This is a genomic window from uncultured Sphingomonas sp. (assembly GCF_964021865.1).
Lineage (GTDB): Bacteria > Pseudomonadota > Alphaproteobacteria > Sphingomonadales > Sphingomonadaceae > Sphingomonas.
This window is the reverse complement of sequence record NZ_CAXIAM010000015.1, coordinates 1-22,655: the sequence shown is the minus strand read 5'-3', so window position 1 is coordinate 22,655 and position 22,655 is coordinate 1. Positions and strand designations below refer to the sequence as shown.

The following is a 22,655-nucleotide window of genomic DNA, read 5'->3' as shown; positions in this document are numbered from 1 at the left end:
CTTAGTCAGGGTCGATGACCGACACCTTGACCGCGACCACGCCGACCGTTTCCGCCACGACCGCCGGAGAAAAGCGCCTTGCCGCACGTATGGAGCAGGGCGCGAAGTTCCTCGGCAGCGACGTGGCGATCATGGCCGGCGCGATGTCGTGGGTATCGGAGCGGCACCTCGTCTCGGCGATGTCGAATGCGGGTGGCTTCGGCGTGATCGCGTGCGGTGCGATGACGCCTGCGCTGCTCGATGCCGAGATCGCCGCGACGAAGGCGATGACCGAAAAGCCGTTCGGCGTGAACCTGATCACGATGCACCCCGACCTGACGGCGCTGATCGCGGTGTGCGCGACGCACAAGGTCGGGCATGTCGTGCTGGCGGGCGGGCTGCCCCCCAAGGGGTCGCTGGAGGCGATCAAGGCGAGCGGGGCGAAGGCGATCTGCTTCGCGCCGACGCTGGCGCTCGCCAAGAAGCTGGTGCGCTCGGGTGTGGATGCGTTGGTGATCGAGGGGATGGAGGCCGGGGGCCATATCGGGCCGGTGTCGACCAGCGTGCTGGCCCAGGAGATGTTGCCCGAACTGTCTGACGTCGTGCCGGTCTTCGTCGCGGGTGGGATCGGGCGCGGCGAGGCGATCGCGGGCTATCTCGACATGGGCGCTTCGGGGGTGCAGCTGGGTACGCGCTTCGTCTGTGCGAGCGAGAGCATCGCGCATCCGAACTTCAAGAAAGCGTTCATCCGCGCGTCGGCGCGCGACGCGGTGGCGAGCGTGCAACTCGATCCGCGGCTGCCGGTGATCCCGGTGCGCGCACTGAAAAACGCGGGCGGTGAACTGTTTACGACGCGGCAACGCGAGGTGGCGCAGGCGCTCGACCAGGGCAGCGTGGCGATGGCCGAGGCGCAGTTGCAGATCGAACATTACTGGGCCGGCGCGCTGCGGCGGGCGGTGATCGACGGCGATGTCGAGCATGGCAGCGTGATGGCCGGGCAGTCGGTGGGGATGGTCACCAGGGAAGAACCGATCGCCGACATCATCGCGGCGCTGATGGCCGAGGCGGCGCAAGCGTTTGAAAAGCGGGCGGGGTAGACGGGCGGCTGGGCGACATCGACTCGCCTCGACGTGTCTGACGCACGGCGGGGCGGCTTGAGTCTATCGCGAACCGTTCCGCGATGAGATTGCGGCAAGGTTGCGTTTTATAAGGGGTTTCACGATGCGCGTGCGCCTGTTCGCCGTGGGGGCGGCATCGCTGCTTGCCGCCGCCTGTTCGCATACGCCGCCTTCCGCGCCGCCGCCTCCGCCGCAACCCATTGTAAAGATGACGCTTGCGCCGATGCCGGTGGGGGCGCGGGCGGGGATGCGGATACCGGCGAAGCTGGCGGACGGGCGGTGGGCGACGCCGAATGTCGGGCTGTCGTCAGCGGGGAGCGTCTGGCATCTGCGCGCGGCGCTGAACGTCGCGGTGCTGGCCTGTCGCGGCGCGGATCAGGCGGTGATGGTCAATGAATACAATGCGATGCTGGGCGCCCGAAAGGTCGAGCTGGCCGCCGCGCAGACCGCGTTGCAGCAGGAATATCGCGCCACGCGGGGCACGCAGTGGGAAGATGCGTTCGACGATCAGATGACGCGATTGTACAATTTCTTCGCGCAGGATTTCGCCCACGGCAGATTCTGCGTCGCCGCGCGTGACACATTGGCTGCCGTCGGGACCGTACCGGCCGCGGAAATACCCACGTTCGCGGCGCAGCGGTTGCCGGTTCTGGAGGCGCCGTTCACCGATTTCTTCACCGCGTACGATCGCTGGCAATCAGGTGCGTTGGTGCGCGTCGCCGCGACCGGGTAATCGTTGCGCGCTTGCATCGAAATGGCGCGCGCCGGGTTTGAGCGTGCATGACCGACCTGTTGCCGCCCCCGCCTTCGCTGTTGACCGACGCCAGCCTGTTCCTCGATTTCGACGGGACGCTGGTCGAGATCGCCGAGACGCCGGACGGGGTGGAGGTCGCGGACGACCTGGCGGCCTTGCTCGAACGGCTCGGCACCGCGCTACCCGGCGGCGTCGCGATCGTCAGCGGGCGTCCCGTTCACGAGATCGGCGCGTTGATCGCGCCCGCTGTCCCACCGATCGCGGGCAGCCACGGGCTGGAGGTCGCCGCGCCCGACGGCAGCATCACCGCGCCCGACCGGTCGGCCGCGCTCGACGCCGCGCTGGCCGAGGCGCAGGCGTTCGCCGCCGATCATCCCGGCACGTTGATCGAGGACAAGCCGTTTGGTGTCGGGCTGCATTTCCGCGGCGCGCCCGAGGCCGGCGAGGCGATGACCGCGCTGGCCGAACAGCTGGCCACCGTCCACGACCTGCACCTGCAACACGGCAAGATGGTGGTCGAGCTGCGGATGGCCGGGCGCGACAAGGGCGCGGCGGTCGAGCTGTTGATGCGGGAACCGTTACGGCAGCGCACGGTTCCTGTGTTCGTGGGGGACGACGTGACCGACGAGGCCGGCTTCGCCGCGGCCGCCGCATTGGGCGGCGCGGGCGTGCTGGTCGGCCCGGCGCGCGACACCGCCGCCACCTACCGGGTCGAGGGCGTCGCCGACGTGCTCGCCTGGCTCGACGCCGCGTGCAGGGAGAAGACATGACGACGCTGGATCTGTGGCCGATCGGCAATTGCCAAGTGAGTGCGCTGGTCGATCGCGAGGGACGGTTCGTCTGGGGCTGCGTCCCGCGCGTCGATGGCGATCCACTCTTCTCCGCGCTGCTGGGCGGCGAGCAGCCGGACACCGGCTATTGGGGGATCTGCCTCGAAGACAGCGTGTCGATCGAGCAGGAATATATTCGCAACACGCCGATCCTCGTCACCACGCACCGTGATTCGCACGGCGGCGCGATCGAGGTGATCGATTTCTGTCCGCGCTACCAACGGGAGGGGCGCACCTATCGCCCCGTCGCGTTCGCGCGGATCGTGCGGCCGATCGCGGGCAGCCCGCGAGTCCGCATCGCGCTGCGCCCGACCTGCGGCTGGGGCGGGGGATGCCGCGAGCAGATCGGCGGGTCGAACCACCTGCGGCTGTTAATGGACACGATCGCGTTGCGGCTGACCACCACCGCGCCGATCGCGATGGTGCAGGGCGAACATGCGTTCCGCGTCGAGCGGCCGCTCCACTTCTTCCTCGGCCCGGACGAGAGCTTCCAGGGCGATCTCGCCAGCACCGTCGACCTGATGCTGTATCGCACGACGCAGGAATGGCAGGGCTGGGTGCGCGGGCTGGCGGTGCCGCTGGAATGGCAGGAAGTGGTGATCCGCTGCGCGATCACGCTGAAACTGTGCCAGCACGAGGAAACCGGCGCGATCGTCGCCGCGCTGACCACCTCGGTCCCCGAACATGCCGGGTCGCAGCGCAACTGGGACTATCGCTACTGCTGGATCCGCGACGCTTATTATACCGTACAGGCGCTCAACCGGCTCGGCGCGCTCGACGTGCTGGAGGGCTATCTCGGCTACCTGCGCAACATCGTCGACGGGGCGCGCGGCGGGCATATCCAGCCGCTGTACGGGGTGCTGGGCGAGGCGCAGCTACCCGAGCGGATCGAGGAGTCGCTCGCCGGCTACCGCGGGATGGGGCCGGTGCGCGTCGGCAATCAGGCCGCCGAGCAGATCCAGCACGACGCCTATGGGCAGATCGTGCTGTGTTCGGTCCACGCGTTTTTCGATCACCGGCTGTTCCGGAAGAGCGGCATCGAGGATTTCGAGGCGCTGGAGCGCGTCGGCGAGCGTGCCTGGGCCAATTACGACCAGCCCGATGCCGGGCTGTGGGAGCTGCGCACGCGGCAGAGCGTCCATACCTATTCGAGCGCGATGTGCTGGGCGGCGTGCGACCGGCTCGCCAATGCCGCCGAGCGGCTGAAGCTGCCCGAGCGCGAGGCGCTGTGGTCGGAGCGCGCGCAGGTGATCCGCGAACGGATCGAGAGCGCGGCATGGCGCGAGGACACGCGGCGGATGTCGGCGACCTTCGCGGGCGACGATCTCGACGCCAGCGTGTTGCAATTGCTCGACCTGCGCTTTCTGGAGGCGGACGATCCGCGCTTCCTCGATACGCTGGTGGCGATCGAGAAGGGGCTGCGCCGCGGCTCGACGATGCTGCGTTACGACACCGAGGATGATTTCGGGCTGCCGGAGACGGCGTTCAACGTCTGCACCTTCTGGCTGATCGAGGCATTGTTCCTGACCGGCCGCAGCGACGAGGCGCGCGCGCTGTTCGAGGAAATGCTGTCGCGCTGCACCGCCGCCGGGCTGCTGTCCGAGGACATCGATCCGCAAAGCGGCGAGCTGTGGGGAAATTATCCGCAGACCTATTCGTTGGTCGGCATGATCAACTGCGCTGCCATGCTCAGTAAACCTTGGAGTAGTATCCGTTGAATCGCCTGATCGTCATCTCCAACCGCGTCACCGCGCCCAAGGGCTCGACCGCCGGCGCACAGGGGGGGCTGGCGGTCGCGCTCGCCGCCGCGCTGCGCGATCGCGGCGGCATGTGGTTCGGCTGGTCGGGGGAGCAGACCGACCAGTTCAACGGCCACATCAATTTCCAGCGCAACCAGGGTGTCACCACCGCGACCGTCGACCTGGAAGAGCAGGACGTTCAGGAATATTACGACGGCTACGCCAACCGGACGCTGTGGCCGCTGTTCCATTACCGCATCGACCTGGCCGAATATGAGCGCGACTTCGCTGGCGGGTACAAGCGCACCAACCAGCGGTTCGCGGACACCGTCCGCCCGCTGATCGAGCCGGACGATGTGATCTGGATCCAGGATTATCACATGTTCCCGCTGGGCGCGGAGTTGCGCGAGCGCGGCTGCACCAACCGGATCGGCTTCTTCCTGCACATTCCGTGGCCGCCGCGCCGGCTGCTGGGGACGCTGCCCAACGCACGCGAGCTGGTGGAATCGCTGTTCGCCTATGACCTGATCGGCTTTCATACCGAGGAGTGGCTCGAGTCGTTCTGCGACTTCGCCCGGCACGACATGGGCGCGACGATCGAGAACAATATCGCGCGGCTCGGCGACCGGCAGGTCGAACTGATCGCCTGCCCGATCGGGATCGACGCGGTCGAATTTGCGGAAATGTCGAAGAGTGTGCCCGCGCGGCTCGCCTATCGCCGAATGCGCGACAGCGCCGACGGGCGCGACATGATCGTCGGCGTCGACCGGCTCGATTATTCCAAGGGGCTGGAGGAGCGCTTTCTCGGCTACGAGCGCTTCCTCAACGAGCATCCCGAGGAGCGCAAGGAAGTGTTCCTGCTCCAGATCGCGCCGCCCAGCCGCGTCTCGGTCGAGAGCTATCAACGCATCCGTCAGTCGCTCGAAGGATTGTCGGGGCGGATCAACGGTGCCTATGCCGATGTCGACTGGGTGCCGATCCGTTACGTCAACCAGGGGTATCCGCGCGATCATCTGGCCGGCATCTATCGCGCCGCCAAGATCGGGTTGGTCACTCCCTTGCGCGACGGGATGAACCTCGTCGCCAAGGAATATGTCGCCGCACAGGACCCGGAGGACCCCGGCGTACTGGTGCTGTCGCGCTTCGCGGGATCGGCGGAGCAGATGGCGGACGCGCTGCTGGTCAATCCCTATAGCGCCGAGGAAGTGTCCGACGCGATCTATCAGGCGCTACGGATGCCGCGCGAGGAACGCGTGCGGCGCTGGGAGAAACTGATGGCCGGGGTGCAGGAATTCGACGTGACATGGTGGGCAAAGACCTTCCTGACTGCCCTTGAAAAGAGCAAGATCACCGCCGAGGCCACCGGCTGAATGAAATAAACATGCATTGACGTCATTGTTTCGGTTGCTGCCGCTGCCGCTTGGTCGCACGGGCTGCTAATCGAGAATCACCGTGGTGCGTATGTGAGTGGTGCGATCTACGCATTGATCGTCAATATTTGCGTCGCGGTGCTGTTCGCGGTGACGTTTGCGGTCCTGCGTGCCTCCTATCCCCAGCAGCGTAGCACCGGGTGGTTCCTCGCGACCTATGCGGTCGGCGTGCTGGCGCCGCTGAGCGAACTCGGGGTGCGCTTTACCGCGACGCCGCTGCTGTTCACCGCCACCAGCTACCTGGCGCTGGTCGTCTCGATGCTGTGCTTCACGCGCGGCGTGGCGGCGCTGACCGAACATCGCCGGGCCGGGGCGGCGGCGCCGGTGATCGCGGGTCTGGCGCTGATCGGGCGCCTGCTGCTCGATGACCGGTCCCGCAACACGATCGGCTATGGGCTGGTCTATCAATTCCCTTTCTATGCCATGCTGCTGCTGTGCACCACGATGGCGATCGGCGCGGTACGCCGGCAGCGTGATCCGTGGTGGGCGGCTTTGGGGGTCGTGTTCGCGATCACGGCGAGCTATTTCGCGGTCAAGCCGTTCTTCGCCGCCGCGTTCGGATCGGGCGAGACGATGCGCGACTATGCGGCGAGTTCCTATGCGCTGTTCTCGCAGGCGGTGGGAGGATTGCTGACGATCACGACCGCTTTGTCGGTGCTGCTGATGATCGTGCGCGCGATCCTGCGGACGACCCGCGCCGAATCCGAGACCGACATGCTGACGGGCATCGCCAACCGCCGCGGGTTCGAGCGGCGGGCGACCGCGTCGATCGCCTTGTCGCGGCGCTATGGCGAGGCGATGGCCGCGATCATGCTGGATCTCGATCATTTCAAGCAGATCAACGATCGCTTCGGTCACGCGACCGGCGATGCGGTGCTCCACGCGGTCGGGCAGGTGCTGGTCCGCACGGTGCCGCGCGATGCGCTGGTCGCGCGGCTGGGCGGCGAGGAGTTCGTCGTGTTGCTGCACCGCACCGACCTGCGCGGCGCGGAAGCGACGGCCGAGGCGATCCGCACGGCGGTCACGCGGCTCGGGCGCGCGCTGCCGTGGGTGACGGTGAGCGGCGGGATCGCCGAATTGCGGCCGCACGACACGTTGGTCACGCTGCTCGATCGCGCCGACCGCCATGCCTATGACGCCAAGCAGGCCGGTCGCGATCGCATCTATCCCGTGCCCTCGACGGCGACATAGGCGCGGCGGCGGAGCATGGCGCCGGGCTGTTCGGCGCGGATATGCGCCAGCAATGCCTCGCGCACGTCGCAGCGCAGGTCGAAGGCGGTCGCGGCGTCCTTGGCGGTCATCAGCCCGCGCAGCTCGACCGAACCGTCGGGCTTCACGTCCGTCACCTGCAAGTTCCAGAACCGCCCGTCCCAGCGCGGGTTGGCGGTGACGATCTCGCCCAGTTTCGTGCGCAGCGCCTCAACGTCGGTGTCGGCGTCGACGTACCAGAAGACGCTGCCGAGCAGCGCGCTCGACTGGCGCGTCCAGTTCTGGAAGCTCTGTTCGAGGAACTTGGAGACGGGGACGACCAGCCGCCGCTCGTCCCAAATCTTGACGACGACATAGGTCAGCCGGATCTCCTCGATCCGTCCCCATTCGTTGTCGATGATGACGACGTCGTCGATGCGGATCGGCTCGGTAAAGATCATCTGGAAGCCGGCGATCAGGTTCTTGAGCGCGGGCTGCGCCGCGGCGCCGACCGCAAGGCCGGCGAGACCCGCGGAGGCCGCCAGCGTGACCCCGAGGCTGCGGACGCTGGGGATCGTCATCAGCATCGTGCAGATCGTCACCAGCATGATGATCGACACGAAGATCCGCTGGAAGATGCCCAGCCGGGTGCGGCGGCGGCGCGCGCGCAGATTGTCCGCGACGCTGATGTCGGCGTGGCGGATCATCACGTCGGTGATCGTCCCGACCGCGACGATCGCGCACCAGCCCATCAGGCCGGGCACCAGCAATGCGGCGAGGCGACCCCACAGGATCGCCTGCCCGCGGGTGAGGTCGAGCGCGGGCTGCACCGCCGCCAGCGCGATCGCGAGCATCAGCCAGCGCAGCAGCTTGCGGATGCGTTCGACGAACAGCGCGCTGGCGCTGTCGGGGCGCGCAGCGGTGGCGCGGCGGGCGACCCAGACGACGACACGGTGGAGCACCAGCGCCAGCGCGAGCGCGGCGACGACGTAGAAGATGTCGGACAGCCAGCCGGGCAGATCGTGCAGCCAGCCGCGCGCGGTCCTGATCGCGTCCGCCATTGCCCCTCTCAATCCATCGGTGATCGGGGGCGTAACGAGGTGGCGGGGCGCGGTGTTCCGGTTATTCGGGCAGGCGATAGTCGGCGAATTGCCGGCGCAGCAGCTTCTTGTCGATCTTGCCGGTCGCGCCGAGCGGGATGGCGTCGACCACCAGCACGTCGTCGGGTATCCACCAGCGCGCGATCTTGCCGCCCAGCCAGGCGAGCAGATCCGCCTTGTCGGGGATTTGCCCCGGTGCGGGCTGGACCAGCAGGATCGGGCGTTCGTCCCATTTCGGATGCGCGACCCCGATCACCGCCGCGATCGCCACCGCCGGGTGGCCGCTGGCGATATTCTCGATCTCGATCGAGCTGATCCATTCGCCGCCGGACTTCACGATGTCCTTGGCGCGGTCGGTGATGTGCATATAGCCGGCGGCGTCGATCGTCGCGACGTCGCCGGTGTCGAAGAAGCCGTCGGCGTCGAGCACCGGCGTATCGTCACGGAAATACCCGCTGGTGATCGTCGCGCCGCGGATCAGCAATCGCCCGGCGGTCCGGCCGTCGTGCGGGAGCGGCTGGCCGGCGTCGTCGACCAGCCGAAAGTCGAGCCCGACCTGTAGGCGCCCCTGCATCGCCTTGCGCCGCACCTGTTCCTCATAGGGTTGCGCCAGCGCCTCGGCAGTGGGGGTGGAAAGGGTGGCGAGCGGCGACGTTTCGGTCATGCCCCAGCCCTGCACCACCTCCACCCCGTAATCGTCCTGAAAGGCGCGGATCAGTGCGGGCGGGGGTGCCGCACCGCCGATCACGACGCGGTGAAGCGTCGAGAAAGCGCGCCCGGTGCCGCGCAGATAGTGGAGCAACCCCTGCCAGACGGTCGGCACCGCGGCGGAGAAGGTGACGCCCTCCGCCTCGATCAGCTCGTAGAGCGACTCGCCGTCCATCCGCGCGCCGGGCAGCACCAGCTTCGCGCCCGCCGCGGGCGCGGCATAGACGACCCCCCAAGCATTGGCGTGGTACATCGGCACGACCAGTAGCACCGTGTCGCGCTGCGTCAGCGCCAGTGCGTCGGCCTGCAACGCCATCATCGTGTGGAGGTAATTGGAGCGGTGCGAATAAAGCACGCCCTTGGGATCGCCGGTGGTGCCCGAGGTGTAGCACAGCCCGCACGCCAGCCGCTCGTCGAACCCGCCCCATGCCGCGCTGCCGGCGTGCGGGGCGATCCAGTCGTCGAAGGCGACCGCCGGATAGTCGGTCGCGGGCAGCGCGGCGCGATCGCACAGGAACACGACCCGTTCGATCGACGGCACGTCGCGCACCAGCCGCGCGGCGAGCGCGGCGCAGGCGGGGTCGGCGAGCAGCAGCCGGTCGCCCGCGTGCGCGGCGATCCACGCGATCTGTTCGGGAAACAGCCGCGGATTGAGCGTGTGGAGCACCGCGCCGATGTTGGTGGTGCCGTACCACGCCGCCATGTGGCGCGCGCCGTTCCAGCCGAGCGTCGCCACCCGCTCACCGGGCGCGACCCCGGCGGCGAGCAGCGCATCGGACACCTGTCTGGCCGTGTGATGCAGGCGGCGATAGTCGGTGCGGGTGATGCTGCCGTCCGCTTCGCGCGAGACGATCTCGCGGTCGCCGTGCCAGGTCGCGCCGTGATCGAGGAAGCGGTCGACGGTGAGCGCAGAGTCCTGCATCAATCCGAACAACTCAGCCATCAATGCTCCCCGATACGCACCAACGAAAACGGCGGCGCCCGAAGTGTCGGGTCGCCGCCGTCTTGCTGCCAGAAGGTCACGCTTTTGTCGCGTGTCGATTGATGTCGATTACTGGACGCCGTGCATCCACTTCCGGATGACCGGTGACAGCGCGATCAGCAGCAGGCCGATCGCCGTGGCGGCGAGGCCGATCGTCCAGAACACGCCGTTATAGGTGTCGAGGCTGACCTTGAGGTTGGTGACCTGCCCGCCGACCGTGTCGACGCTCGCGACCTGTGCGACGATCCCGGCGACATATTGCGCCACCGATACCGACAGGAACCACACGCCCATCATCAGCCCGACGACGCGCGCGATCGACAGCTTGGTGATCATCGACAGCCCGACCGGCGAGATGCACAATTCCGCGACCGAGTGGATCAGGTACAGTCCGGCCAGCCACCAGATCGCGACCTTGAAGTCCGCGCCCGCGAAACGCCCGCCGAAGACGAGGAACAGGAAGCCGAAGCCGACCAGCATCAGCGCGATGCCGAACTTGACGGGGATCGACGGCTCGCGCCCCGCGGCGGCCAGTTTCGTCCACATCGCCGCCATGATCGGCGCGAAGACGACGATGAAGAAGGCGTTGAAGAACTGCGTCTGTCCCGCCGACAGCGAGAACAGGCCGAAGATCGACAGATCGGTGTTGCGGTCGGCATAGAGCGTCAGGCTCGACCCGGCCTGTTCGAACAGCGTCCAGAACACGACGTTGAACACGATCAGCACCATCGCGGCCAGCATCATCTGGAACTCGGCGCGCGAGCCGTTGCTGAACGACCAGATCAGAATGCCGGGCACCGCGATCAGGAACGTGCCGAACAGCAATTTGCCCATCAGCGGCAGCGCGATGATGTAGCCGAGCAATCCGGCGCCCGCGACGGGCTCGGGCGCGTTCATCAGATTGGTGAACAACAGGTAGAAGAGCGGTACGCCGATCAGCGCGGCGGCATAGATGCCCAACGCGCGGTCGCGCTGGCCGGGCTGCACCGGCGACTCGCCATAGCCGTTGAGCCGCCCGCCATCGAACTGGATCAGCGACCACGACGCCAGCATCCCGATCGCCGCCAGCCCGAAGCCCGCCCACCAGCCGACCATCGTCGCAAGCAGTGGGCAGAGCAATTGCGACAGCGTCGAGCCGATGTTGATCCCCATATAGAAGATCGTGAACCCGGTATCGCGGCGACGGTCGCCGACCGGATACAGCTCGCCCACCATCGTCGAGATGTTCGGCTTGAAGAAGCCGTTGCCGACCGACACCAGACACAGCGCCAGCAGCATGACGGTGACGTAGAACGGGCTGCGCTCGCCGTCCGACTGGAACGCGCCCTTGGCGACGGTGCGCTCGGGCTGACCGTCCGCCCCGAGCAGCGCGACGGTGCCGTCGTCATTGCCCTTGATCGCCAGCCGCTTCGCGCCATCGAGCACGTAGCGGGTCTCGACGCCCTCGGCGTTCTTCTCGATCGCGACCTCGTAGCGCTGACCATCGACGGTCGCGAAAGGCTTGGCGGTTTCACCGCCGAAGCAGAGCGTGAAATAGCCGATCGCCATCAGCACCGCGCCGAATTTCACCGCGCGCTTCGAGCCGAGATACTGGTCGGCGAGATAGCCGCCGATCAGCGGGGTCAGATAGACGAGCGCGGTATAGCCGCCGTACAGCCCGGTCGCCTGCCGATCCCCGAACAGGAAATGCTGCGTCAGGTAGAGCGTGAGCAGCGCGCGCATGCCGTAGAAGCCGAACCGCTCCCACATTTCGGTCGTGAACAGTCGGGCGAGCTGACGCGGATGGCCGAACCAGGTCGCTTCCTCGGCCGGATTGACGTGGCTGATATCCGGCTCGCGCGGGCTGTCCGCGGTTGGGGTGTCCACCATGAGGGGCAAAGGCTCCTGAATACGGGTCATCGTCCGCGGAAGATCGCGGGGACAAGGTTGCGGCGGAGACTAACGGCAAAGCGGGCGCTGTAAATATCCTGTCACATCGCCTATCCACCGTAACACGATGTTCAATGACCTTTCCTCGCCGCTGTCACTGCTGACCACGCGCCGTTCGGGCAAGCCGCGCGACCTGATCGCGCCGGGGCCGGATCACGCGCAACTGGTCGAGATGATCCGCATTGCCGGGCGCACCCCCGATCATGGCAAGCTGGCGCCGTGGCGGTTCGTGATCGTCGGCGACGATCGCCGCGACGCGCTCGCCGCGTTGCTGGTCGATGCCTATCGCGCAGAGCGTCCCGCCGCGGGACGCGCCGAGATCGAGACGATGGAGCAATTCGCGCGACAGGCGCCGGCATTGGTCGTCGCCTTGTCCAGCCCGCGGCCGGAGAGCCACATCCCGTTGTGGGAGCAGGAATTGTCGGCAGGGGCGGCGTGCATGAACCTGCTCCATGCGGTGCACGCGCATGGCTTTGCGGGCGGGTGGCTGACCGGCTGGCCGGCGTTTTCGGACCGCGTTCGCGACGCCTTCGGTCAGGCACCGGAGCGGATCGCGGGGTTCATCTTCATCGGTACGCCCGGCCGCGCGCTCGACGAGCGCCCGCGGCCCGAGGAGGCGCGCTTATGGAGCGATTGGCAGGGCTGATCTCGACAGCATGAGCCCTATGCTGTATTAAGGCAGCATGGCAGCGCTCAGCAACGACGACTCGCCCGTCTATCTCCGCCTGCGCGGCACGATCGCGGCGGCGATCCTGCGCGGCGAGTTCGGCGCGGGCGACCAGCTTCCCTCGGTGCGGGCGCTCGCCGCCGAACATGGCGCGAACCCGCTGACGGTCGCAAAGGCTTATCAGAGCTTTCAGGACGACGGCTATGTCGAGGTGCGGCGCGGGGTAGGCATGTTCGTGCTGCCCGGTGCGGCGGAACGCCTGCGCACCGTGGAGCGCGAGGATTTCGTCGCGCAGCAATGGCCGCGGATTCGCGAGCGGATCGAGTTACTCGGGCTGGATGCCGCGGTGCTGCTGGAACGTGCGCCGGCGTGACGCTATTGATCCGGTGATGCGTGCCTTTCTCCTTCCGCTGACGCTGGGCGTCGTGCTGGCCGGGTGCCAGCGTGAGCCTGCCGCGCCGACACCGACCCCCACCGCAGTCGCGCCGTCACCGACGCCGAGCGCCGCGCCGTCGCCGGCGGCCGGTCTGTCTGCCTATGTCGGCGAATATCCGACCGAGCCGAAGGGGACCGCGCCCAGTTTCCTGCGTCAGCCGCAGGTGCGCGAGGCGGTGGCGGCGGTGGTGCCCGACAAGGACGTGCGCGCGCTGGTGCTCGGCAGCGACGTGACCGCGACGCCGATCGCGCTGGTCGAGGGGAAGCTGGTCGCGTTCGGGTGCGAGCCGCACAATTGCGGGCCGCACAACTGGGCGGTGGCGATCCGGCCGGATGGAACCGACGCGGCGGTGTGCCTGTACGATCAGGATCGCAGGGTCGCGCGCTGGTATCCGGAGAAGGCGGGGCCGGCACCGGTCAATGGATGTCCGTCGGGAGAGTGATACTTCCGCCGTCGCCCCGGACTTGATCCGGGTCCCCGCTTCTTTTCTTACGTCTGCGAAAAAGAAGAAGCGGGGTCCCGGGTCAAGCCCGGGACGACAAATCAGAACGCCTCCGCCGGTAGTGCGTACAACACCGACGCATCGGCGTTCGCCGCCGCTTCCAGCCCCAGCGCCTCGGGCACGATCTGGTCCAGGTAGAACGTCGCCGCCACCTTCTTCACCTGACCCGCGCCTTCGACGCGTGCCTGTCGCTCCATCAGCCATCCGCACGACGCAACCGACAGCATCGTCAGGAAGGGATAGCTCGCCGCATGGCGATCGTCGGCGTTCGCGCCCTGCAACCGCCGACCGACGCGCTCGCAGGCGTCGATCAGCCGCACCAGCGTCGGCGCCTGCGCCTCGGTGCGCATGTCCGCGATCAGGTCCGCGAACGCGCCGCCGTTCGACAGCGCCAGCTTGCGGCCGACCAGATCGGCGGCCTGGATGCCGTTGGTGCCCTCGTAGATCGGGGTGATGCGGGCGTCGCGGAAGAATTGCGCCGCGCCGGTTTCCTCGACATAGCCCATCCCGCCGTGGATTTGGATGCCGAGGCTCGCGACCTCGTTGCCGATGTCGGTGGCATGCGCCTTGGCGAGCGGGGTCATGATCTCCAGCCGCTCCTTGGCGCGCGCATCGCCGAGCGTCGCGCGGTCGACCTGCCCGCAGGCGTAATAGACGAGCGCGCGCGCCGCCATCGTCTGCGCCTTCATCCGCAGCAGCATCCGACGGACGTCGGCATGTTCGACGATCGCCGCCGCCTTGCCGTCGCGCGCGCCCTGTACACGGTCGCGCGCATAGCCGACCGCGGCCTGCGTCGCCGCCTCCGCCGACTGCACGCCCTGTAGCCCGACGTTGAGGCGGGCGTTGTTCATCATCGTGAACATTGCGCGCATCCCCCCGAACTCAGGGCCGATCAGTTCGCCGCGGCAATCGTCGTGATCGCCGAACGACAGCACGCAGGTCGGCGAGGCATGGAGCCCCATCTTGTGCTCGATCGACACCACGCGCACGTCGTTGGGCGTGCCGTCCAGCCGCACCTTGGGCACGAGGAACAAAGAGATGCCGCGCGTGCCGGCGGGCGCGTCGGGGGTGCGCGCGAGGACGAGGTGGACGATATTCTCGGCCATGTCGTGATCGCCGAAGCTGATGAAGATCTTCGTGCCCTTGATCGCGAAGGTGCCATCATCACGCGGAGTCGCGGTGGTGCGCAGCGCGCCGACGTCGCTGCCCGCCTGCGGCTCGGTGAGGTTCATCGTGCCGGTCCATTCGCCGGTCGCGAGTTTGGGCAGATAGGTCGCCTGCTGCTCGGGGGAGCCGTGGTGCGCCAGCGCCTCTATCGCGCCGACCGTCAGCGTCGGGCACAGCGCGAAGGCCATGTTCGCGGTGCCGAGCGTCTCCAGCACCGCGGCCTGCACGACGAACGGTAGCCCCTGTCCGCCCCATTGCTCGTCGACGCCGATCGTGCCCCAGCCGCCCTCGACATAGGCGCGGTACGCTTCGGGGAACCCGGCGGGCATTTTCACGCCGTCGGGGGTCCATTTCGCGCCGATCGTGTCACCCGCGCGCAAAAGTGGGGCCCATTCTCCGGCCGCGAAGTGCGCCACGCCGTCCAGCACCGCCTCGATCACGTCGGGCGAGGCGGCGGCGAAGCGGTCGGCGGCGGCGATCTCGTCCAGCCGGACGACATGGTCGAGCACGAAGCGCTGTTCGGCAGTGGCGGCGGCGAAGGGCATTTCTCTCTCTCCTGTCCAGCCGCTATAGCCGAGCGCGATGTGTGCTCAAGACCCTGTCATTCGACGTTACGGCATGGCGGCTGTAGAAGAAGCCGCCGGCATTATTCGTGCCGGCGGTATCGTCGCGGTGCCGACCGAGACGGTCTACGGACTTGCCGCCGACGCGCGTGATTCGGCGGCGGTGGCGCGGATCTATGCGGCCAAGGGGCGACCGAGCTTCAACCCGCTGATCGTCCATGTGCCCGATCTGGCGGCGGCAGAGCGGATCGCGGTGTTCGATGCCGACGCGCGTGCGCTGGCGGCGCGGTTCTGGCCGGGGCCGCTGACGCTGGTGCTGCCGGTGCGTGCGGAGGCGGGGATCGCGTCGCTGGTGACGGCGGGGCTCGACACGATCGCGATTCGCGTGCCCGCACACCGCGCGATGCAGGCGTTGCTGGCGGCGAGCGGCGCGCCACTTGCCGCGCCGTCCGCCAATGCGAGCAACGCGATCAGCCCGACGCGCGCGGCGCATGTCGCGGCGAGCCTGGGCGAGGCGGTGCCACTGATCCTCGACGACGGGGCGACGGCGACGGGGGTCGAGTCGACGATCGTCGCCGGGCGTATGATCCTGAGGCCGGGGCCGGTGACCGCGGAGATGTTGCTGGACGTGTTGCCGGTCGCGGCAGGCAGGACGGCGCAGGTCAGCGCGCCGGGGCAACTGGAGACGCATTACGCGCCCCGCAAGCCGTTGCGTCTGGAGGCGGCGGCGCGCGAAGCGGGGGAGTGGTTGATCGGGTTCGGTGCGGTGGCGGGTGACGACACGCTGTCGGCGACCGGCGATCTGGAGGAGGCGGCGGCGCGGCTGTTCGATGCGCTGCATCGCGGGGATGCGAGCGAGCGTGCGAGGATCGCGGTCGCTCCGATCCCGGAGACGGGGGTGGGGGTCGCGATCAACGACCGCCTGCGCCGCGCCGCGCACCGGTAAAGTACGACCGTCACGGCCGCGTAGGCGGGGTTCAGATGACGTCCGAGGTTCTGGATTCCCGCCTGCGCGGGAATGACGAAGGGGCCTGCCGTCGCTCCTGCGCAGGCAGGAGCCTGTGACTGTTTCGTTCTGTGAGACCTTTGACACAGAAACGTCGCGCCTGTGTCAGATGGTCTGACGCACTATGCAGACATGGACCCCTGCTTGCGCAGGGGCGACGGATCAGGCGGTCACTGCCTTGCTGCGCGCCGCGAAGCTCTTGCGCAGCTTCTGCAGCTTGGGCGGGATCACCGCCATGCAATAGGGGTTCGAGCGGCCAGACGTCTCCCAATAATCCTGGTGATAGCCCTCGGCAGGATACCAGTCGCCGAACGGCTCGATCGTCGTCACGATCTTGCCGGACGCCGTTTCCTGCGCGCGCGCGATCGCCTGATTGGCCTGTTCCTCCTGCATCACCGTCTCGGGAAAGATCGCCGAGCGATATTGCGTGCCGACGTCATTGCCCTGGCGGTTGAGCTGCGTCGGATCGTGCGTCGCGAAGAAGATATCGAGCAGATCGGCATAGCTAACCTGTTCGGGATCGAAGCCGACGCGGATCGCCTCGGCATGGCCCGTGTCGCCGCCGCACACCTGCTTGTAGGTCGGGTTAGGGACGTGCCCGCCGATATAGCCGCTCTCGACGCTCTCGACGCCGATCACGTCCTTGAACACGGCCTCGGTACACCAGAAGCAGCCGCCTGCCAGCGTCGCATATTCCGTCATGAAACTCGTCTCCTTTGCGTCCCATGTAGGAAGTCGCTACGCGGCGGCAACTTTTCGGGAGACTGACATGACGACGTTGAACGGCAAGGTGATGGTGACGGGCGGCGCGGGCTATATCGGCAGCCATGCGGTGCTGGCGCTGCTCGATGCCGGCTACGAGGTCGTGGTGATCGACAATCTCGTCACCGGGTTCGACTGGGCGGTCGATGGGCGCGCGGCGTTCGTCCAGATTGCAGTCGAAGATCCCGGCGTCCGCCACGTGATCCGCGAACATGACGTCAAGGCGATCATGCACTTTGCCGGGTCAGTGGTGGTGCCCGAATCGGTCAGCGACCCGCTCAAATATTATCGCAACAACACCGCCGCGACGCGCACGCTGATCGAGAGCGCGGTAGCGGAGGGCGTGCCGCATTTCATCTTTTCCTCGACCGCCGCAACCTATGGCACGCCCGAGCGCGTGCCCATTTCGGAGAACGATCCGAAGTCGCCGATCAATCCCTACGGCATGTCGAAGCTGATGACCGAGTTCATGCTGCGCGACGTGTCGGCGGCGCATCCGATGAACCATTGCTGCCTGCGCTATTTCAACGTCGCGGGTGCCGATCCCGAGGGGCGCAGCGGTCAATCGACGATCGGCGCGACGCACCTCATCAAGATCGCGGTCGAGGCCGCGACCGGCAAGCGCGACAGCGTCGGGGTGTTCGGCACCGATTTCGACACGCGTGACGGCACCGGCGTGCGCGACTACATCCACGTCAGCGATCTGGCGGAGGCGCATGTCGCCGCGCTCAAGCTGTTGATCGACCAGCCGGGCGAGAGCCATGTTCTCAACTGCGGCTATGGCCGCGGCTTCTCGGTGCTCGAGGTGCTGGATGCGGTCGACCGCGTCACCAACCGGACGATCGAGCGCAAGCTGCAGGGGCGGCGACCGGGCGATCCGGGCGAGCTGGTCGCAGACAACAGCGCGATCCTCCAGACGATCGAATGGACGCCGAAGCGCGACGATCTCGAAGGTATCGTCCGCGATGCGCTGGCTTGGGAGCGGAAGCTGGCCGAGCGGCAGGGCTGATCGTCATCGCGAGCGACGCGCGGCAATCCACGGCGTCCTGATCCGGCTCTGGATTGCTTCGCTACGCGCGCAATGACGAATTTGTCGCCAGCCGCGACCGCAACGCCGCCGCGATCCACCACCACAACGCCGCCCAACCGGTGCCGGCGCACCAGCCGGCCAGCACGTCCGACGGCCAGTGGACGCCGAGATAGACCCGGCTCACCCCGATCGCTCCAACCAACACCATTGCGAGCGCCAGCACGTAACGGCGAACGACGCGGTGTGGCGTGACCTGCGCGACCAGCCCGGCGAGCGTCAGGTAGATGATCGCGCTGTTGGTGGCATGGCCGCTGGGAAAGCTAAGCCCGGTGACCTGCACCAGATGGTCGACCAGCTCCGGGCGCGGTCGCCCGACCCAATATTTGGCCTGCCCGGCGAGGAGCGAGCCGCCGAGCGTCGCCGCGAGCACCAGCGCAGCGGTGAGCCGCATCCGCTGCACCAGCAGCAGGCCCGCGACCGCGACGACGACGCTGGTCAGGACCGTGCCGCTGCCCAGCGCGGTCATGTTCACCATCACCTCGTGCAGCCACGCGGGGCCGAGCGGTTGCGCTGTGTCGCCGGGAGTGCGCAGCGCGAGGATGATCGCGCGGTCCCAGCCGAGCGGCGCGCCGTCGCCGATCTCGAACGCGAGCAGTGCCGCGGCGATCAGCCCGGCGAGCGCCAGCGCGATCCACGCCAGCCGCGGTGCGGCGGGGGTCGATCGCGGCTCGGCCTCGGGTAGCGCGTCGCTCAGCTCTTGAGCTTCCAGCCGCGGCGCAGCAGCGTGTAGCAGAGCAGCCCGAGCGTGATGTCGATCGCAAGGATCACGATGCTGCCGGTTGCTATGGGCGAGTCGGCAGTGCCGAGGAAGCCGTAGCGAAAGCCGGAAATGACGTAGAAGAACGGGTTCACATGGCTGAACGCGCGGAACGCGGGCGCGAGGTGGTCGACCGAATAGAAGGTCCCGCTGAGCAGGGTCAGCGGCGCGATCACGAAATTGGTGACCGCCGCGGCATGGTCGAACTTCTCCGCCCAGATCGATGTCAGCACGCCCGCGAGGCTGAGGAACACCGCGCCGAGCAGCCCGAACCACAGCACTGCCCACAGATGCTGCGGCGTCACGTGCACCCCGGGCCATAGCGCCATCGCAAGCCACACCGTCGCGCCGACGCAGAAGGCGCGTGTCACCGCGCCGCCGGTGAGCGCGGCGAGCAGCTCCGCGGTCGACAGCGGCGGCTGCAGATAGTCGACGATCGTGCCCTGGATCTTGCCGACCAGCAGCGAGAAGCTGGCGTTGGCGAAGGCGTTGTTGAGCATCCCCATGACGATCAGCCCGGGAGCGATGAAGTCCGCGAACGCCACGTCGTTGCCGCCGACGCGCACCGGGCTGCGCGCGCCATTCGCGACCGTGAAGATCACCAGGAACATCAATGTGGTGATCGCGGGCGCCCAGATCGTCTGGAGCTGCACCTTGAAGAAACGGCGCACCTCCTTCACATAGAGGGTCTTCAGGCCGCCCCAGTTGACGTTCCGGATGACCGGGACGCCGGGGGCGTTCCTGACGCCTGATGGAATTTGTCCGATAGGGGGCTGGCTGCTCATCGCAAACGCGGGTACCCGCTGCCGCCGCCGCCCGCAACCGGAACGCGAACGAGGAAGACGATCATGTCCTGGACCGAGGAGCGCATCGATACGCTCAAGACGATGTGGGAAGGCGGCCAGACCGCCAGCCAGATCGCCGAAGCACTGGGCGGCGTGAGCCGAAACGCGGTGATCGGCAAGGCGCATCGGCTCGGCCTGCAATCGCGCCCGTCGCCGGTGGTCAGCAAGGAAGAGGCGCGCGTCGCTGCCGAGAAGGCGAATGCCGCCGCGGCATCGGCTGCGCCGGCCGCCGCCGCCGCGCCGCCCCCGCCGCCCGAGCCGAAGCCGGAGCCGCGCCCCAAGCCGGTCGCCGCTGCGCCGGTCGCCGCGCCGCCGCCCCCCGCGCCTGTGGTCGAGGCCGACGAGGAGGATGAAGACGACGCGCCCTTCGCTGCCGAAGAGGCGACGCCCGCCGTGCCCGCATCGGAGCGCGCGCCGCAGCCGATCCTGCGCTCTGTCGGGCCCGGCGGGTTCGTCCGTCAGGCGCCCGGCGAGCAGCAGCCGCCGATCGCCCCTGCGCCGCCGCGCCGGCTGGTGCCCGCACGTACCGCGCCGGAATATGCCGACAAGACGTCGCTGCTCGATCTGAACGACAAAATCTGCAAATGGCCGCTGGGGCATCCGGGTGAGCCGGACTTCCACTTCTGTGGCGAGAAGGTGAACCCGGGATTCCCGTATTGCGTGACGCATTGCGGGCATGCGTATCAGGCGCAGCTGCCGCGGCGTGACCGGCGCGCGCCGCCGCTGCCGTTCGGTGGGCCGCGGATGCGCTGACGGCCGGTCGCGCAAGCTCCAGTGAAGCGGGAGCGCGCAATCGCCGATCAGCCCGGCCGGCGCGGCGTAGCGCCGCGTCCGACGGCGCGGGCTTTGCCCGCGGCGGGCCTTGTTGAAGCGATACATCTGACATGCGCGATCCCCGGCAAAGGCCGGGGTGGGTGTGCCGAGGCGCGGTCTACGTCCTCAAGTCCCGCCGCGGGCAAAGCCCGCGTCGTCAGACGTAGCTGGCGCTACGCTGTCCGGGCTTGGGTGTCCTGCGCCGGTGTGGCGCAGGACACCCGTCGCCTTAAAACCTGAACGCCGCCGTTGCGCGCAGGCTGTGCCAGTTGAACTTGTCGTCCGACCGCCGGAAGTCCGTCCCGTTCACCGTCCCGCCGTTGTTGGCATTGGTGAACGGCGTGCCAGCCGGACCAGCGGCGCGGACGCGGAAGTCGTTGTCCTGGTACTGGTGATAGACATATTCCATGCCGACCGAGAAATGGTCGCCAATGCGCTGCTCGATGCCGCCGCCGCCCTGGAAGCCGAACTGGTTGCGCTTGCCGCGCTGTTCGAAGCTGTTGGTGCTCTGGCTCGAGGAGAAATCTCGATCGATGCGGGCGAGCGACGGGCCGAACGTCCCGTAGAACAGCGTCGAATCATTGGGCGTGAAGCCTGCACGAGCGCGCACCGCGGCTTCCCAGCCGATCTCGCGCGTCATCACGTAATTGGCGGGCGTCGAGGAGAAACCGGTGACGCTGTCGTTGATGTGCGACTTTCCGAATTCGCCGACGACGCCATAGACGATCGGGCCCGATTGATGATCGAAGCCGACGCGGGCGTTATAGGACCAGCCGTCCTTGTCGTTGCGGCAACCGGGACCGCCGTTCTGGGGGCCGGTCGCCGCCTGTGCGCGGCCGCCGCAGAAGCCCGGGCCGAACGCGTTTGCACCGGCGCCGGTGAGGACGGTGTCGCCGAAGCGGCCGTCTAGGTTGCGGTCGAACAGGATGGTCGAGCCGCCATCGTTGGGCTGGACATCATAGCCGCCCGACGCGCCGACATAGATGCCCGAGAAGCCGCCGGTCACCGCCGGGTCGCCATTCGTGCCGTCCTGCGCGAGCGCGGGCACCGAAACCAGCGCGGCGACCGCCGCCAAAAGATACGCCTTCATTCACTAACTCCCTGAGAACACGAGGCGGCAACGGGACGCTTCCACGATAGGTTGCGTGACGAACGGTTGCTGTCGGCGTGCGGTGGCGCAGGCGGTGTCCGTTCCGTATATACCCCCCATGTCCGATCTCTTCGCGTCCGCCACTGCCACCTCCGCCAGTTACGATGCGTCGTCGATCGAGGTGCTGGAGGGGCTGGAGCCGGTCCGCCGCAGGCCCGGCATGTATGTCGGTGGCACCGACGAGCGGGCGCTCCACCATCTGGCCGCCGAGGTGCTCGACAATGCGATGGACGAGGCGGTCGCGGGACATGCGACACGCATCGAGATCACGCTGGAGCCGGGCAATCGCCTGACGATCCACGACAACGGTCGCGGCATCCCGGTCGACCCGCACCCGAAATTTCCCGACAAGTCGGCGCTGGAGGTGATCCTGTCGACGCTCCACTCGGGCGGCAAGTTCGCAGGAAAAGCCTATGCGACGTCAGGCGGGTTGCATGGCGTCGGCGTGTCGGTGGTAAATGCGCTGTCGAGCGAGACGGTCGTCGAGGTCGCGCGCGACCGGCAGCTTTACCGCCAGCGCTTCTCGCGCGGGGTGACGCTGGGGCCGCTGGAGACGGTCGGTGCGGCGCCCAACCGGCGCGGCACGACGGTCAGCTTCGTCCCCGATACCGAGATTTTCGGGCCGGAGCTGCATTTCAAGCCGGCGCGGCTCTACAAGCTGGCGCGATCGAAAGCGTATCTGTTCGCCGGAGTCGAGATCCGCTGGAAGTGCGCCGCGTCGTTGCTGATCGACGAGACGCCCGCCGAGGCGGTGTTCCAGTTTCCCGGCGGGCTGTCCGATCACCTCAAGGAGCAGATCGGCGCCCGCGAATGCGCGACCGCCGATTTCTTCGCGGGGCAGCAGGATTTCGCCGACAGCCAGGGCAAGGTCGAATGGGCGGTGGCGTGGCCGCTGTGGAGCGAGGGCAGCTATAGCTGGTATTGCAACACGATCCCGACCCCCGACGGCGGGACGCACGAACAGGGGCTGCGGCAGGCGCTGGTCCGGGGCTTGCGCCAGTTCGGCGATCTGGTCGGCAACAAGCGCGCCAAGGAATTGACCGCCGACGACGTGATGGTCGGCAGCGAATTGATGCTGTCGGTTTTCATCCGCGATCCGCAATTCCAGTCGCAGACCAAGGACCGGCTGACCTCGCCCGA

At 67.7% G+C, this 22,655-nt stretch carries 22 protein-coding genes; 14 read left to right on the top strand and 8 right to left on the bottom strand.

Annotation, left to right across the window (positions count from 1 at the left end; translation table 11 throughout):
* Window positions 1-14 precede the first annotated feature (14 nt).
* The 6 genes from AADI75_RS06025 (at window position 15) to AADI75_RS06000 (ending at window position 7,041) form a co-directional block, all read left to right on the top strand.
* Complete coding sequence (locus AADI75_RS06025) at window positions 15-1,076, top strand: nitronate monooxygenase (protein ID WP_341208139.1); 1,062 nt, start codon at window positions 15-17, stop codon at window positions 1,074-1,076.
* A gap of 124 nt (window positions 1,077-1,200) precedes the next feature.
* Window positions 1,201-1,830 carry a hypothetical protein gene (locus AADI75_RS06020; RefSeq protein WP_341208138.1) on the top strand — a complete coding sequence of 210 codons (630 nt, stop codon included), beginning with the start codon at window positions 1,201-1,203 and terminating at the stop codon, window positions 1,828-1,830.
* 47 nt (window positions 1,831-1,877) lie between these two features.
* Window positions 1,878-2,621, top strand: coding sequence for a trehalose-phosphatase (gene otsB, locus AADI75_RS06015; RefSeq protein WP_341208137.1), 744 nt, complete (start codon window positions 1,878-1,880; stop codon window positions 2,619-2,621).
* Complete coding sequence (locus tag AADI75_RS06010; protein WP_341208136.1) at window positions 2,618-4,399, top strand: glycoside hydrolase family 15 protein; 1,782 nt, start codon at window positions 2,618-2,620, stop codon at window positions 4,397-4,399. The genes otsB and AADI75_RS06010 overlap by 4 nt, the downstream gene beginning before the upstream one ends.
* A complete protein-coding gene (gene otsA / locus AADI75_RS06005) occupies window positions 4,396-5,790 on the top strand; it encodes an alpha,alpha-trehalose-phosphate synthase (UDP-forming) (protein ID WP_341208135.1) in 1,395 nt (464 codons plus the stop codon). Before AADI75_RS06010 ends, otsA begins: the two co-directional genes overlap by 4 nt.
* A gap of 93 nt (window positions 5,791-5,883) precedes the next feature.
* On the top strand, window positions 5,884-7,041 hold the full coding sequence (locus tag AADI75_RS06000) for a GGDEF domain-containing protein (protein WP_341208134.1): 1,158 nt from the start codon (window positions 5,884-5,886) through the stop codon (window positions 7,039-7,041).
* Here the strand turns inward: AADI75_RS06000 and AADI75_RS05995 are convergent.
* The 3 genes from AADI75_RS05995 to AADI75_RS05985 all read right to left on the bottom strand — a co-directional run bounded on the left by AADI75_RS05995 (window position 7,014) and on the right by AADI75_RS05985 (window position 11,697).
* On the bottom strand, window positions 7,014-8,099 hold the full coding sequence (locus tag AADI75_RS05995; RefSeq protein ID WP_341208133.1) for a mechanosensitive ion channel domain-containing protein: 1,086 nt from the start codon (window positions 8,097-8,099) through the stop codon (window positions 7,014-7,016). The two genes, AADI75_RS06000 and AADI75_RS05995, sit on opposite strands and share 28 nt — an antisense overlap.
* A 61-nt stretch (window positions 8,100-8,160) precedes the next feature.
* Complete coding sequence (locus tag AADI75_RS05990; RefSeq protein WP_341208132.1) at window positions 8,161-9,789, bottom strand: long-chain-fatty-acid--CoA ligase; 1,629 nt, start codon at window positions 9,787-9,789, stop codon at window positions 8,161-8,163.
* Window positions 9,790-9,897: 108 nt separating this feature from the next.
* On the bottom strand, window positions 9,898-11,697 hold the full coding sequence (locus AADI75_RS05985; RefSeq protein ID WP_341208131.1) for an oligopeptide:H+ symporter: 1,800 nt from the start codon (window positions 11,695-11,697) through the stop codon (window positions 9,898-9,900).
* Window positions 11,698-11,824: 127 nt separating this feature from the next.
* Between AADI75_RS05985 and AADI75_RS05980 the strand changes: the two genes are divergently transcribed.
* Genes AADI75_RS05980 through AADI75_RS05970 form a run of 3 tightly spaced genes read left to right on the top strand, consistent with a single transcriptional unit; the run spans window position 11,825 to window position 13,302 of the window.
* Window positions 11,825-12,403, top strand: coding sequence for a nitroreductase (locus AADI75_RS05980; RefSeq protein ID WP_341208130.1), 579 nt, complete (start codon window positions 11,825-11,827; stop codon window positions 12,401-12,403).
* 37 nt (window positions 12,404-12,440) lie between these two features.
* Window positions 12,441-12,797 carry a GntR family transcriptional regulator gene (locus tag AADI75_RS05975; protein ID WP_341208129.1) on the top strand — a complete coding sequence of 119 codons (357 nt, stop codon included), beginning with the start codon at window positions 12,441-12,443 and terminating at the stop codon, window positions 12,795-12,797.
* Window positions 12,798-12,813: 16 nt separating this feature from the next.
* Window positions 12,814-13,302: a hypothetical protein gene (locus tag AADI75_RS05970; protein WP_341208128.1), complete on the top strand. Its 489-nt coding sequence runs from the start codon at window positions 12,814-12,816 to the stop codon at window positions 13,300-13,302.
* 101 nt (window positions 13,303-13,403) lie between these two features.
* On the opposite strand, the gene AADI75_RS05965 is transcribed toward AADI75_RS05970, so the two are convergent.
* On the bottom strand, window positions 13,404-15,074 hold the full coding sequence (locus tag AADI75_RS05965; RefSeq protein ID WP_341208127.1) for an acyl-CoA dehydrogenase: 1,671 nt from the start codon (window positions 15,072-15,074) through the stop codon (window positions 13,404-13,406).
* A gap of 73 nt (window positions 15,075-15,147) precedes the next feature.
* On the opposite strand from AADI75_RS05965, the gene AADI75_RS05960 reads away from it, so the two are divergent.
* A complete protein-coding gene (locus AADI75_RS05960) occupies window positions 15,148-16,038 on the top strand; it encodes an L-threonylcarbamoyladenylate synthase (RefSeq protein WP_341208126.1) in 891 nt (296 codons plus the stop codon).
* Between the two features lie 222 nt (window positions 16,039-16,260).
* Here the strand turns inward: AADI75_RS05960 and msrA are convergent, their stop codons facing one another.
* A complete protein-coding gene (msrA, locus tag AADI75_RS05955) occupies window positions 16,261-16,800 on the bottom strand; it encodes a peptide-methionine (S)-S-oxide reductase MsrA (RefSeq protein ID WP_341208125.1) in 540 nt (179 codons plus the stop codon).
* Window positions 16,801-16,867: 67 nt separating this feature from the next.
* Between msrA and galE the strand changes: the two genes are divergently transcribed.
* Window positions 16,868-17,869 (top strand): UDP-glucose 4-epimerase GalE, encoded by a 1,002-nt coding sequence (gene galE, locus AADI75_RS05950; RefSeq protein WP_341208124.1) that lies wholly within the window; start codon window positions 16,868-16,870, stop codon window positions 17,867-17,869.
* A gap of 61 nt (window positions 17,870-17,930) precedes the next feature.
* Here galE and AADI75_RS05945 read toward each other — a convergent pair whose 3' ends face one another.
* Window positions 17,931-18,416 carry a phosphatase PAP2 family protein gene (locus tag AADI75_RS05945; protein ID WP_341208123.1) on the bottom strand — a complete coding sequence of 162 codons (486 nt, stop codon included), beginning with the start codon at window positions 18,414-18,416 and terminating at the stop codon, window positions 17,931-17,933.
* A gap of 73 nt (window positions 18,417-18,489) precedes the next feature.
* On the opposite strand from AADI75_RS05945, the gene AADI75_RS05940 reads away from it, so the two are divergent.
* A complete protein-coding gene (locus AADI75_RS05940) occupies window positions 18,490-18,651 on the top strand; it encodes a hypothetical protein (RefSeq protein WP_341208122.1) in 162 nt (53 codons plus the stop codon).
* On the opposite strand, the gene AADI75_RS05935 is transcribed toward AADI75_RS05940, so the two are convergent.
* A complete protein-coding gene (locus AADI75_RS05935) occupies window positions 18,641-19,492 on the bottom strand; it encodes an ABC transporter permease (protein ID WP_341208121.1) in 852 nt (283 codons plus the stop codon). The genes AADI75_RS05940 and AADI75_RS05935 overlap by 11 nt on opposite strands.
* A gap of 63 nt (window positions 19,493-19,555) precedes the next feature.
* On the opposite strand from AADI75_RS05935, the gene AADI75_RS05930 reads away from it, so the two are divergent.
* Entirely contained in the window at window positions 19,556-20,305 is a 750-nt protein-coding gene (locus tag AADI75_RS05930) for a GcrA family cell cycle regulator (protein ID WP_341208120.1), read from the top strand.
* A 289-nt stretch (window positions 20,306-20,594) separates the two neighbouring features.
* Here the strand turns inward: AADI75_RS05930 and AADI75_RS05925 are convergent, their stop codons facing one another.
* Window positions 20,595-21,455 carry an outer membrane beta-barrel protein gene (locus tag AADI75_RS05925; protein ID WP_341208119.1) on the bottom strand — a complete coding sequence of 287 codons (861 nt, stop codon included), beginning with the start codon at window positions 21,453-21,455 and terminating at the stop codon, window positions 20,595-20,597.
* A 118-nt stretch (window positions 21,456-21,573) separates the two neighbouring features.
* On the opposite strand from AADI75_RS05925, the gene AADI75_RS05920 reads away from it, so the two are divergent.
* On the top strand, window positions 21,574-22,655 hold a 1,082-nt coding region (locus AADI75_RS05920; protein ID WP_341208118.1), incomplete at its 3' end, for an ATP-binding protein.

Coding starts and splice junctions, on each gene's coding strand:
- AADI75_RS06020 (WP_341208138.1), top strand. CDS start 1,201: ATGCGCGTGCGCCTGTTCGCCGTGGGGGCGGCATCGCTGCTTGCCGCC.
- AADI75_RS05970 (WP_341208128.1), top strand. CDS start 12,814: ATGCGTGCCTTTCTCCTTCCGCTGACGCTGGGCGTCGTGCTGGCCGGG.
- AADI75_RS05990 (WP_341208132.1), bottom strand. CDS start 9,789: ATGGCTGAGTTGTTCGGATTGATGCAGGACTCTGCGCTCACCGTCGAC.
- AADI75_RS05940 (WP_341208122.1), top strand. CDS start 18,490: ATGATCGCGCGGTCCCAGCCGAGCGGCGCGCCGTCGCCGATCTCGAAC.
- AADI75_RS05960 (WP_341208126.1), top strand. CDS start 15,148: ATGGCGGCTGTAGAAGAAGCCGCCGGCATTATTCGTGCCGGCGGTATC.
- msrA (WP_341208125.1), bottom strand. CDS start 16,800: ATGACGGAATATGCGACGCTGGCAGGCGGCTGCTTCTGGTGTACCGAG.
- AADI75_RS06025 (WP_341208139.1), top strand. CDS start 15: ATGACCGACACCTTGACCGCGACCACGCCGACCGTTTCCGCCACGACC.
- AADI75_RS05925 (WP_341208119.1), bottom strand. CDS start 21,455: ATGAAGGCGTATCTTTTGGCGGCGGTCGCCGCGCTGGTTTCGGTGCCC.
- AADI75_RS05975 (WP_341208129.1), top strand. CDS start 12,441: ATGGCAGCGCTCAGCAACGACGACTCGCCCGTCTATCTCCGCCTGCGC.
- AADI75_RS05985 (WP_341208131.1), bottom strand. CDS start 11,697: ATGGTGGACACCCCAACCGCGGACAGCCCGCGCGAGCCGGATATCAGC.
- otsB (WP_341208137.1), top strand. CDS start 1,878: ATGACCGACCTGTTGCCGCCCCCGCCTTCGCTGTTGACCGACGCCAGC.
- AADI75_RS05995 (WP_341208133.1), bottom strand. CDS start 8,099: ATGGCGGACGCGATCAGGACCGCGCGCGGCTGGCTGCACGATCTGCCC.
- AADI75_RS06010 (WP_341208136.1), top strand. CDS start 2,618: ATGACGACGCTGGATCTGTGGCCGATCGGCAATTGCCAAGTGAGTGCG.
- AADI75_RS05935 (WP_341208121.1), bottom strand. CDS start 19,492: ATGAGCAGCCAGCCCCCTATCGGACAAATTCCATCAGGCGTCAGGAAC.
- AADI75_RS05945 (WP_341208123.1), bottom strand. CDS start 18,416: ATGACCGCGCTGGGCAGCGGCACGGTCCTGACCAGCGTCGTCGTCGCG.
- AADI75_RS05965 (WP_341208127.1), bottom strand. CDS start 15,074: ATGCCCTTCGCCGCCGCCACTGCCGAACAGCGCTTCGTGCTCGACCAT.
- AADI75_RS05930 (WP_341208120.1), top strand. CDS start 19,556: ATGTCCTGGACCGAGGAGCGCATCGATACGCTCAAGACGATGTGGGAA.
- AADI75_RS05980 (WP_341208130.1), top strand. CDS start 11,825: ATGTTCAATGACCTTTCCTCGCCGCTGTCACTGCTGACCACGCGCCGT.
- galE (WP_341208124.1), top strand. CDS start 16,868: ATGACGACGTTGAACGGCAAGGTGATGGTGACGGGCGGCGCGGGCTAT.